The sequence below is a fragment of the Sinorhizobium mexicanum genome (assembly GCF_013488225.1).
Classification (GTDB): Bacteria; Pseudomonadota; Alphaproteobacteria; order Rhizobiales; family Rhizobiaceae; genus Sinorhizobium; species Sinorhizobium mexicanum.
In genome coordinates this window covers 1,173,674-1,184,857 of sequence record NZ_CP041238.1, presented here as the reverse complement: position 1 = coordinate 1,184,857, position 11,184 = coordinate 1,173,674, and the positions used below count along the sequence as shown (strand labels likewise).

Here is an 11,184-nt window from a genome sequence, read left to right as displayed (position 1 = left end):
GGTCTATCAGGTCGCGCGAGCCGGGAAAACCATGCGAACCGTTAGTCCCTTGCCATCTTTCTCTTCCGGATCGGTCGCACTGAGCGTGAGCGAGCCTCGGTGCATCTCCATCACGGCCTCGACAAGCGAGAGGCCAAGACCGGTCCCCGGTTTCGAACGGCTTTCATCCAGACGAACAAAGCGCTTCAACACCTCGCGGTACATATCTTCCGGGATGCCGGGACCGTGATCCGCGACCGTCAGCACTGCCTCGTTTCCACTCTTGGTCATAGCCACCCGGATCAGGGGATTTGAAGCTCCCTCGGCATATTTGACCGCATTGTCCATCAGGTTTCCAAGCGCCTGACCGATCAGTTCGCGATTCCCCGAGATCACAACACCCGGCGGGACATCCGCTTCCAGTTTCAACGCCTTGTCCTCGGCCGCGGGCTCGTAAAGCTCGACGCAATCGGCGACGATCTGGGAAAGATCGACGTCGCTCATCTCGGCGACAGCGGACCCCGCCTCGACCCGAGAGATCATCAAGAGCGCATTGAACGTGCGGATCAACTGGTCAGATTCGGCGATGATTTCCTCGAGCGCGCCACTCTGGCTTCCGTCCTCCCTGCTGGAGAGCGCGGCTTCGGCCTTGTTGCGCAGGCGCGTCAGCGGCGTCTTGAGGTCGTGGGCGATGTTATCGGAGACCTGCCTCAGCCCTTCGTTCAGCTTCTCGATTCGCCCGAGCATCGCGTTGAGCGATTCCGAAAGCCGATCGAACTCGTCGCCCGAGCCGCTCGTCGGCAGACGCTGCGAGAGATCACCGGCCATGATCTTCGTGCTGGCCTCGGACATTCGGTCAATGCGCTTCAGGGCGTTTCGACCGATGCCGAACCAGATGACGAGCGCACCAAGGCCCATCACACCCAGGGCAACCACCAGCGCCTGGCGCACGAGCACGCGGAACTTCTCCGGCTCCTGAAGATCGTGGCCGACAAGAATTCTCAGCCCATTGTCGAGCAAAAGAACCTGGGCAAGCGCCACGTGGCTCTCCCCGCGGCTTTCGTCGGTAAACCGCCGGTAATGGAACGGCTCTGACTTCCAGCCTTCGTCGTCAAGCAGGCCCGGCTGCAGGCCAGCCACGTTGCCCGCGAGGATCTCTCCGCTCGGACCGGCGATCACATAAAGATTGGCGCCCGGCTGGCGTGCACGTCGTTCGAGCGAGCGAAGCAGACCATTCATGCCGGCGCGCTCGTAGACGGCCTCGATCTGGCTCACTTCGGCACGGATGGCGTCGCGCGTCTGCTGTTCGAGCAACCGCTCGGACATGCCCGTCACGTAGAAGACGAGGAAGATCGCGCAGAGGGAAAAGAGAATAAGGTAGAGTGCGGAGAGCCGGACTGCCGTCGTTCTGAACAGAACCCTGAGTTTGCTCATGTCTCAGTCCGGTCGTCCTTGATCATGTAACCGGCGCCACGAACCGTCCTCAGCAGCGGTATGTCGAAATCCTTTTCTATCTTCGAGCGCAGACGCGAGACGTGTACGTCAATCACATTGGTTTGCGGATCGAAATGGTAATCCCATACGTTTTCAAGCAGCATCGTCCTCGTCACGACCTGGCCCGCATTCTTCATGAGGTATTCGAGCAGCCGGAATTCGCGCGGTTGCAACGGGATTTCCTTGCCCTGCCGTCGAACCGAGTGGGCGAGGCGGTCGAGTTCGAGGTCGCCGACGCGGTAGACCATATCCTGTTCGGGCGCGCCCTTGCGGCGGCCGAGTACCTCGACCCGCGCGAGAAGCTCGTTGAACGCGTAGGGCTTCGGAAGATAATCGTCGCCGCCGGCGCGCAGGCCTGTGACGCGGTCGTCCACCTGGCCGAGCGCCGAGAGAATGAGGACGGGCGTGTGGACATCCCGCCGCCTCAGTTCGGTGATCAGCGACAGGCCGTCACGGCGCGGAAGCATACGATCGACCACCAGCACGTCATAGGCATTCTCGCTCGCCATGAACAGCCCGCCCTCGCCGTCGCTGGCATGGTCGGAAACAATGCCGGCCTCGCGAAACGCCTTCGCCAGATAGGCCGCCGCCTCGAGGTCGTCTTCAATAATCAGAATCTTCATGCGCGTGACCATAGTCCCGGATCCCTGTCTGTCTCAACCGGTTTCGGTTCCGGCGCCTCCAGCGCCATGCGTCTGATGAGGCATGAAAAGGTCGCTGAGGCTCTCAGAATAACTGCACGATTTCGATCCAGGGAAATCACGCAGCGGCGCCGTGGCAACCTTCGCTTCGGTCCGAACGAAAAGCGCCGCGAAATCACTCGGACGTCGCGGCACAGTTGGATCATGGTGATTTGCGGATTGTGCCGACCCATCACCGCGATCGGTCAGAATGGATTGGAGCGGGGCGACCCACTCCAATCCTTCGATGGCCGCGTTATCAGCCTTGGTCGATCGGAAGCGCGACAAAGCGGCTGCCGTCGTCGGTTTGGATCTGGAAGAGCGCCTTGGTCCGGCCATCCTTCTTGGCGTTATTGATCACCTTGAGGATGTCGTCCGCGGACTTCACGTCCTGATTGTTGACGGTGACGATTTTCTCACCTTCCTTCAGACCACGGTCGCTGGCGTCCGAGTCCGGATCGACGGAAGAAATCGTCACGCCCGTGCCGTCGTCGGAAGGCGTCACCGTCACGCCGAGATCGGCAAGCGCTTCATCACTGGCCGGCGGGCTCTGCTCGGACTGCTCATCCTTCGGCTGCACGGCGTCGTTGGCCTCGTTCGGCAGGTTGCCGATTTCAAGCTTGACGCTTTGCGACTTGCCATCGCGCCACAGAGTTACGTCGGCAGAAGAACCCGGGCGCATTGCAGCGACCTTGCGGGCGAGATCGCGCGGATCGTTGATCGGCTCACCATTGAGCGCCGTCACCACATCACCCTTCTTGATCCCGGCCTTTTCGCCCGGAGAACCGGCCTGCGGTTCTACGACCAGAGCGCCGCTTGCCTCGGAGAGGCCGAGCGAATCGGCGATGTCCTTCGTCACCGGCTGGATCTGAACGCCAAGCCAACCGCGCGAGACGCTGCCATCCTTCATGAGGTCATTGACGACGTCCTTGGCGACGGATGCGGGGATCGCGAAGGCGATGCCGACATTGCCACCCGACGGGGCGAGGATCGCGGTGTTGATGCCGACAACCTCACCCGAAAGGTTGAACGTCGGGCCACCGGAGTTGCCGCGGTTCACAGCAGCGTCGACCTGCAAGTAGTCGTCATAGGGGCCGGAGCCGATGTCGCGGCCGCGAGCCGAGACGATACCGGCCGTCACCGTTCCGCCCAGGCCAAACGGGTTGCCGACTGCGACGACCCAATCGCCGACGCGCACCTTGCTGTCGTCCGCGAAGCTCACATAGGTGAACTTGCGCTTGTCATCGACCTTGAGTACGGCAAGATCCGTGCGGCTGTCCTTACCGACCAGCTTGGCATCAAGTTCCGTTCCGTCATTCAGGATGACCGTGAAGGCGGAGCCATCGGAAACGACATGGTTGTTGGTTACGAGGTAACCGTCTTCGGTGATGAAGAAGCCGGAGCCCTGACCTCGCGGACGAAGGCGACCCTCGGCGTGCGGGCCACGACGATCGGGGCGACGCTCGGCACGATCACCGCCACCATCGCCACGCGGGCCGCCGAACTCGCGGAAGAAGCGCTTCAGCGGATGATCATCGGGCAGATCTTCAAAGCCGCGGCCGCCGAAGTCGAAGCTGAAGTTGCTGGATTCATCGTCGGAAGTGTTCACGCGCGACTGCACACGAACGGAAACGACAGCCGGCGAAACCGCATCAACGACATTCGCGAAGCTCGGAACCGAGGGGGCCTCTGCCTTCACGGCTTCGGCGAAGGACTGCGAAATCTGGGCCGGCAGGCCGCTGGTCAGCATGACTGCCGCGAGGCCGGCGACGGTGGAGGTTTTCAGAACCGTCTTCAGGGACGGACGCAGGGTTTTGATCTTGGACATGCGTTTTGCCTTCTCTCTTCCATGAAGCCGGTGCCCATCGGCAAGCGGCTTCAAAACCTTGATTACGAGCACCTTCCCAAACGGTATTTGGCGTCTGGGGAACTGCCCGCTTGGCTGCGACTGGAGGAACAGCCGATGACGAAAGGTTTAACGGACGGGACCTTACTGAGTTCTGTCCGGCAGATGAATATTTGGTAATGTTCGCACGAAGCAGGAGGGAGGGACCATTCAGTGCCGTGTGGAACGGCGCGATACTTCGTTTCGAATATCCGAAACCGTCTATGCGCCTTGACCCATCGCTCAAGACGCGATCCTCAGAGCCCAGGGCGTTTGGGGAACGATGCCCTAGGACCTCAAGAGCTTATCGAGCTCTTCCTTTTCCTTGTCGGAAAGCGGCGCGCCGGGCGTACCAGCGCTGCGTCGGCGCGCAGCCACAACGAGGGCAACCCCGCCGCAGAGAAGCAGGATGACCGGCATGCCCCAAAGGATTACGGTCTTTGCCTCGAAACGCGGCTTCAACAGCACGAATTCACCGTAGCGGGAGACGACATAGGCAATCACCGCTTCGTCCGTGTCGCCATTCGTCAACCGTTCGCGCACCAGCACCCGCAAATCCTTGGCGAGTTCGGCATTGGAGTCGTCGATCGACTGGTTCTGGCAGACCATGCAGCGAAGCTTCGCCGAGATCGCCCGCGCGCGCGCTTCGAGTGCCGGATCCGCAAGCACTTCATCCGGATTGACCGCCAGCGCGGGCAATACGGAAGAAAGGCTCAGGAAAAGCGCAAAGAGCAAACGGATCATTCGGCTGCCCCCAAGGCGAGCCGCGTGGCTCTCTTGGCGCGCGACGGCGCCCCAACCCGCAAGCGGCGGTCACTGAGGGAGACAACGCCGCCCGCCATCATGATCAGCGCTCCGCCCCAGATGCAAAGGATCAGCGGCTTCCACCAGACACGCACGACGATACCGCCGTCCGTCATCTGATCGCCGAGAGAAACATAGAGCTGGCTGAGGCCAAAGGTCCGAATTCCGGCCTCCGTGGTCGGCATCCGGCGCGCCGTATAGAGCCGCTTCGACGACCAGATTTCAGTGACCGCTACGCCGCCCCGGCTGACCGTGAAATGCCCGGTTTCCTCGGTATAGTTCGGTCCGCGCCCTGGTCGCATGCCGTCGAAGCGCAGGGTATAGCCGCCGGCCTCCACCATCATGCCCGGCTTCATCTCGACAACCGTCTCGGTCTCAAAGCCGGTGACGGCGACGATGCCGATCAACGTGACGCCGAGTCCCGCATGGGCGAGTGCTGTGCCGAAGGCAGAGCGCGGCAGGCCGGACAGCCGCTTCCACGCAACGCTGCCAGCCACTTTGCCGATACCGGAACGCAGAATGAGATCGGTCAACGCGCCCGCGATCAGATAGACGCCAAGCGCAATGCCGAGCAGAGCGAGTACGGGGCCACCATTCATTGCGTAGTAATAGACCGCAGCGACAAAGAGCCCGGTCGCGGCCGCAACGAACAAGCGCTGGGCAGCACCTGTGAGATCGCCGCGCTTCCAGGCAAGCAGCGGTCCGAACGGAACTGCGCAGAGCAGCGGCAGCATCAACAGGCCGAAGGTCATGTTGAAGAACGGTGCACCGACCGAGATCTTTTCCCCCGTCAGGGCTTCAAGGACCAGGGGATAGAGCGTGCCGGTGAGCACCGTCGCTGCCGCCGTCGTGAGAATGAGGTTATTGAGGACCAGCGCGCCTTCGCGCGAGATCGGCGCAAAAAGCCCTCCGGACTTCAGGCGGGATGCCCGGAACGCAAAGAGCGAAAACGCGCCGCCAATGAAGACGACGAGAATAGCGAGAATGAAGATCCCGCGCGTGGGATCGGTCGCAAAAGCATGCACGGACGTGAGCACGCCAGAACGGACGAGGAAGGTACCGAGCAACGACAGGGAGAAGGTCATGATCGCCAGCAGCACGGTCCAGATCTTCAGCGCCTCGCGCTTTTCCATCACCAGCGCCGAGTGCAGCAGCGCCGTGCCCGCGAGCCACGGCATGAAGGAGGCATTTTCGACCGGGTCCCAGAACCACCAGCCCCCCCAGCCGAGCTCGTAATAGGCCCAGTAGGAGCCCATGGCGATGCCGGCCGTCAGGAAGGTCCAGGCGGCAAGCGTCCATGGACGCACCCAACGCGCCCATGCTGCGTCGATGCGGCCCTCGATCAGTGCTGCGATCGCAAAGGAAAAACAGACGGAAAAGCCGACATAACCGAGGTAGAGCAAGGGCGGATGGATGGCGAGGCCGACGTCCTGCAGCACGGGATTCAGGTCCTTGCCCTCGCCCGGCGCCGGAATGAGGCGGGCAAAGGGATTGGACGTCAGCAGGATGAAGAGCGCGAAGGCGGCCGCGATCCAGGCCTGTACGGCGAGCACGGTTGCCTTCAGCGTTTCCGGCAGGTTGCGGCCGAAAAGCGCGACAAGGGCGGAAAAGAAAACGAGGATCAACAGCCACAACAGCATCGATCCCTCGTGGTTCCCCCACACGCCGGAAATCTTGTAGATCAAAGGCTTGAGCGAATGCGAATTCTCCCAGACGTTCCGTACGGAGAAGTCGGAGGTCACATAGGCGAAGGTCAGCACCGCAAAGGAGAAGGCGACGAGCAAGGCGCAGACGAGCGCCGCGCTCGATGCGAGTTCCATCAGCGCTTTGTCACCGCGCCGCGCTCCGGCGATCGGCAGGATCGCCTGTACGAAGGCTGTCGCGAGCGCCAGCACCAGCGCATAATGCCCGATCTCGATGATCATTGGATGTTTTCCTTGCCGCCCAGCGCGACACCCTGGGCCTTCAGGCGATCCGCGACGTCTTTCGGCATATAGGTTTCATCGTGCTTGGCGAGCACCGTATCGGCGACGAACACGGGGCTGCCTGCAACAAAAGCGCCCTCGGCCACAACGCCCTGCCCCTCGCGGAAGAGGTCGGGCAGGATGCCGGTATAGGTAACCGGTACCGTTCCGAGCGTATCGGTAACGTTGAAGGTTATGGTCTTGCCCTCGCCACGCTTGAGCGAACCGGTTTCGACGAGGCCGCCGAGGCGAATGCGCGTTCCTGGCGCAAGGCCAGCCTTTGCGAGATCGCCGGGAACATAGAAGTAGGCGACCGCCTGGCTGAAGGCGAACATCACCAGGAAGACGGCGGCGACCAAGAAGCTGACGCCACCGCCGATGATCGCCAACCGTTTCTGCTTGCGTGTCATTCTTCTTCTCCGTCCGCGTCGATGCCGAGTTCGCGGCCGAGAGCCAACAATTGCTTCCCCTGATCCCCGGTGGGCGGGAAAGCCTTCAGCCCTTGCTGTAGAGCGTCGCGCGCCTTGTCTCTTTGATCAAGCACAACGTAGGAGCGGACCAGGCGCATCCATCCTTCGAAGTTCGCGGGATCTTCCTTCAGTTTGCTCGACAGGCTGTCGACCATGCCGCGGATCATGGCCTGGCGATCGCCGGCGTCCATCTGCGCGGCGGCCGCCATGTCCTCGGAGGTCGGGTTGGCGGGCATCGTATTGCCGGCAGGCGCCTGACCGGCGGAGAGCTCCGCGATGTGCTGGTTCACCAACGGCAGCCAAGGCGCTTCCGCAGGAGAGTTGCCGGCAAGCTTGCGGAACGCGGCGAGCGCATCCTGCTGTTTACCCTCCTGCTTGAGGCCGAGAGCCAGATAGAACTCCGAGCGCGGATCGTTGGGGTCAAGGGCAAGCGACTTCTTCAAGGCTTCCTGCGCATCGGCCGTCACCAGGCCGCCGGACTGCACGATCAACGCTTCCGCATAACCGCCGAGTCTGGCGGGAGTCGGCCCGAGCAGGCGGATCGCCTGGTCGTAGGCGGCAACCGCATCCTCGACCCGGCCGCTGCGCATGTAGATCGGCGCTAGCAGGTCCCAACCCTGGCCATCGCCCGGGTTGGCCGCGAGATGGTTCTCGGCCCGCGCAATCAAAATGTTGATATCGTCACCCGGATTGGCAAGTCTGGCTGCAAGCGGTTGCGCCGGCACGCCGGGACTGCCGGTGAGGAGATAGAGGCAAAGCCCCACGGCCGGAAGACAGGCAAGAACGAAGAACTGCGCAATGCGGTTCGAGCGCAGGGATTTCGCATCACTCTGCTGGACGGGCGCGTCCGCGGCGCTCGCCGCAAGCAGCCGGCGCGCAATCTCGGCCCTGGCGAGTTCCGCGTCCTCGCCACTGATCAGGCCGGACTTCCGATCCCGCGTCACTTCCTCGAGCTGGTCGCGATAAACTTCGATGTCATGGCTGTGGGGCGACGAAAGCGGCGCCGCTGCCCGCATCAGCGGGAGAACGAGTACGACAGCGGCTGCCGCCGTCAAGATAGCGACAAGGATCCAAAACAACATGGAGGGGAAATACTATGAGCCCCGTGCCATTCCAACTCGAAAACTGGCAATGACGGAGATTTGAGGCGTTTCGCCGCAAGGTCGCCCGCATATCTCGCTAGTTTGGCCGCCGAAGGCGCGTCACCGAAGTAACGCTGCAAGCTTATGTCAGCGGCGTCCAGGTTCCATCGGAATTGCGACACGCCGCTCCACGCGCGGTCGTTTGCTGCCCTTTGACGGTCACCGTATGGCTGTATTGCCGGCAATTCTGCGAACCAACCTGAAAGGGCGCCGCGGCGACGACGGACCCGCTGACACCACGCCCCTCCCACACGACCGGCTGCCCGCCTGGCGCTGCTTCCAGCGCCCGGTATTCGGCCTCGAGAGCTCTCTGCCGATCGGACTTTCCGAGATCGATGCCATCAAGGCGCGCGATGATGCCACCCTGCAGCGCCGCGATATAGGCTGTCGACGACGCTCCTCGCGTTGCGGTCGCCGAAAGACCCGAGACCGCCCCACGCTGGCCGTTCGATGCCGTGCCGCAACCAGCCAGCGCGACGGCAGACGCGATGACGGCGATCCTGCCGCTGGCGACAAAGGTTCGTGCCATTACTGCGTGGTTCCTCATGATCCCCCGACAACTCAACTTCACCGCAAACCACCTTCTCCGCCGTCCCGCACATCCGGCGGCGAAGAGGTGGCACCCCGTCGATTTTCTTTTTGCACTCCCCGGCGCGTCAGGCAACCATACCCTCCCAGGGCATCGGCATTTTCAGCCGCGGTGTGGCCGCTAAACCGCAGCCGGCAGAACGAGTTGGGCCCGCAATCCGCCTTCGTCGCGCCGCGAAAGTTCGATCGTGCCCTGGTACTCTCCGACAATCTCGCTCACGATCGAAAGTCCCAGCCCGGTACCGGGCTTGCTCTCATCGAGCCGCTTGCCGCGCTTCATTGCCAAGGCGATCTGATCCGGATTTAGCCCCGGACCGTCGTCATCGACGTCGAGTACGATCCAGTGCCGGCCCTGATCCTTACCGTGCACATCTTCCGGGGCGGGCCGCACACTCAGCCACACATGCTCGCGTGCGTGTCGCGCGGCGTTTTCGAGCAAGTTGCCGACCGTTTCCTCGACGTCCTGCTGCTCCATCGCCAATATCAAACCCGGGGGATTGATCGACAGGCTGAACTGCCTATCCGGATTGAGGCGCCGCATCACCCGGACAAGCCGCTCGAGCGCGGGCTGGGCCTCGGTCCTGGCGAGGATCGAGCCCCGCTGCGCGGCGATACGCGCGCGGCTGAGATAGATTTGCACCTGGGTCTGCATTGCGTCGGCCTGCGTCTTCACCAATTCCCCATGCGGTACTTCCAACACGCGCGCTTCGTTGAGCAGAACCGCGATCGGTGTCTTCAGCGAATGGGCAAGGTTGCCGACCTGCATGCGCGCCCGCTCGATGATACGGCGATTGCTGTCGATCAGCGCATTCACCTCGTTGGCAAGCGGCTGGATCTCACGCGGGAAAGCACCGTCCAGGCGTTCGCTCTCGCCCGCGCGGATCTTTTCAAGCGAGCGGCGCACCTGGTCGAGCGGTCTGAGACCGAACAGGATCGTCAGCGCGTTGACGCCAAGGCCGCCGAGGCCGAAGATGGATAGCGCGATGGTGAGATTGCGGGTGAAGCGATCAATATCCGCCTCCAGCACATCGCGATTGCCTGCGACCCGGAAGCGGGCGGCATGCCCCTGAATGTCGAGCACGACCTCGGTCTCGGCGACCTCGACCTCGTTTCCGAACGGGTCCATGGTCGTGTAGAAGCGCTCGTAGCGAATATCGAAGGGAACCTCGTCGACACTGGCGATCGGTAGTTTCGCGGAGCCGAGAGACGTCGACAAGAGTGGCGGCGTATCAAATTCACCGATTGGTTCGACGATCCAGTACCATCCGGTTTGGGGCTGGGAGAACCGGAGGTCCCCGAGTTGCGGGCTACCGGTCAGAACCGCCTTCTCGTTGACGGAAATCGAGTTGATGACGTTGTAGAGCTGTGCGCGCAGCAGATCCTGAAAGCCGCGCTCAGACCCCTGTCTGTACAGCGCGGAGATAACCACTCCGATCACAACGAGGGCGACGACGGCCCAAACGGTCGAAACCGCCAGTACCCGGGCCGTGAGTGATCTAATTGCCATTGCCGGGCGCTTGCATGCGATATCCGAGGCCGCGGACCGTTTCGATCAGGTCGTTGCCGATCTTCTTGCGCAACCGGCCGACGAACACTTCGATCGTGTTGGAGTCCCGGTCGAAATCCTGATCATACATGTGCTCGACCAGTTCCGTGCGCGACACCACCTGCCCCATATGGTGCATCAGGTAGGAGAGCAGCCGGAACTCATGCGACGTGAGCTTCAGCGGCACGCCGCGAACGGTCGCCTTGGAGCCCTTCGTATCGAGCCGCACCGGACCGCAGACGATCTCCGAACTCGCATGTCCCGCGGCTCGGCGGATCAATGCGCGGATCCTGGCAAGCACCTCCTCCACGTGGAAGGGCTTCGCCACATAGTCATCGGCGCCGGCGTCGATACCGGCCACCTTGTCACTCCAGCGGTCGCGTGCGGTCAAAATCAGGACCGGCATGGTCTTGCCGTCGCCGCGCCACTTCTCGAGAACGGTAATGCCGTCCATCTCCGGCAGGCCGATGTCGAGGATCACCGCGTCATAGGGTTCCGCATCACCAAGATAGTGGCCCTCCTCACCGTCGAAGGCCTGGTCGACGACGTAGCCGGCCTCTTTCAACGCGTCGGCGAGCTGCCTGTTCAGGTTGGCGTCGTCCTCGACTATAAGAATGCGCATCTGCGTTCAT

General features: G+C 62.3%; 10 protein-coding genes. All 10 read right to left on the bottom strand.

The features are described from left to right. Positions 1 to 6 precede the first annotated feature (6 nt). On the bottom strand, positions 7 to 1,413 hold the full coding sequence (locus FKV68_RS05545) for a sensor histidine kinase (RefSeq protein WP_180940520.1): 1,407 nt from the start codon (positions 1,411 to 1,413) through the stop codon (positions 7 to 9). Continuing rightward, positions 1,410 to 2,108 carry a response regulator transcription factor gene (locus tag FKV68_RS05540; RefSeq protein WP_180940519.1) on the bottom strand — a complete coding sequence of 233 codons (699 nt, stop codon included), beginning with the start codon at positions 2,106 to 2,108 and terminating at the stop codon, positions 1,410 to 1,412. Before FKV68_RS05540 ends, FKV68_RS05545 begins: the two co-directional genes overlap by 4 nt. Before the next feature lie 304 nt (positions 2,109 to 2,412). Further along, positions 2,413 to 3,981, bottom strand: coding sequence for a Do family serine endopeptidase (locus FKV68_RS05535; RefSeq protein ID WP_180940518.1), 1,569 nt, complete (start codon positions 3,979 to 3,981; stop codon positions 2,413 to 2,415). A 345-nt stretch (positions 3,982 to 4,326) separates the two neighbouring features. Continuing rightward, complete coding sequence (locus FKV68_RS05530) at positions 4,327 to 4,782, bottom strand: cytochrome c-type biogenesis protein (protein ID WP_180940517.1); 456 nt, start codon at positions 4,780 to 4,782, stop codon at positions 4,327 to 4,329. Beyond that, positions 4,779 to 6,767 (bottom strand): heme lyase CcmF/NrfE family subunit, encoded by a 1,989-nt coding sequence (locus tag FKV68_RS05525; RefSeq protein WP_180940516.1) that lies wholly within the window; start codon positions 6,765 to 6,767, stop codon positions 4,779 to 4,781. The genes FKV68_RS05530 and FKV68_RS05525 overlap by 4 nt, the downstream gene beginning before the upstream one ends. Continuing rightward, positions 6,764 to 7,216, bottom strand: a complete 453-nt coding sequence (gene ccmE, locus FKV68_RS05520) for a cytochrome c maturation protein CcmE (protein ID WP_180940515.1) — start codon at positions 7,214 to 7,216, stop codon at positions 6,764 to 6,766. Before ccmE ends, FKV68_RS05525 begins: the two co-directional genes overlap by 4 nt. After that, positions 7,213 to 8,358, bottom strand: a complete 1,146-nt coding sequence (gene ccmI, locus FKV68_RS05515; RefSeq protein ID WP_180940514.1) for a c-type cytochrome biogenesis protein CcmI — start codon at positions 8,356 to 8,358, stop codon at positions 7,213 to 7,215. Before ccmI ends, ccmE begins: the two co-directional genes overlap by 4 nt. 142 nt (positions 8,359 to 8,500) lie before the next feature. Continuing rightward, positions 8,501 to 8,947 carry a hypothetical protein gene (locus tag FKV68_RS05510; RefSeq protein WP_245181255.1) on the bottom strand — a complete coding sequence of 149 codons (447 nt, stop codon included), beginning with the start codon at positions 8,945 to 8,947 and terminating at the stop codon, positions 8,501 to 8,503. 180 nt (positions 8,948 to 9,127) lie between these two features. Continuing rightward, a complete protein-coding gene (locus FKV68_RS05505; protein WP_180940512.1) occupies positions 9,128 to 10,513 on the bottom strand; it encodes an ATP-binding protein in 1,386 nt (461 codons plus the stop codon). Further along, entirely contained in the window at positions 10,503 to 11,174 is a 672-nt protein-coding gene (feuP, locus tag FKV68_RS05500; RefSeq protein WP_136504056.1) for a two-component system response regulator FeuP, read from the bottom strand. The genes FKV68_RS05505 and feuP overlap by 11 nt, the downstream gene beginning before the upstream one ends. Positions 11,175 to 11,184: the final 10 nt, after the last annotated feature.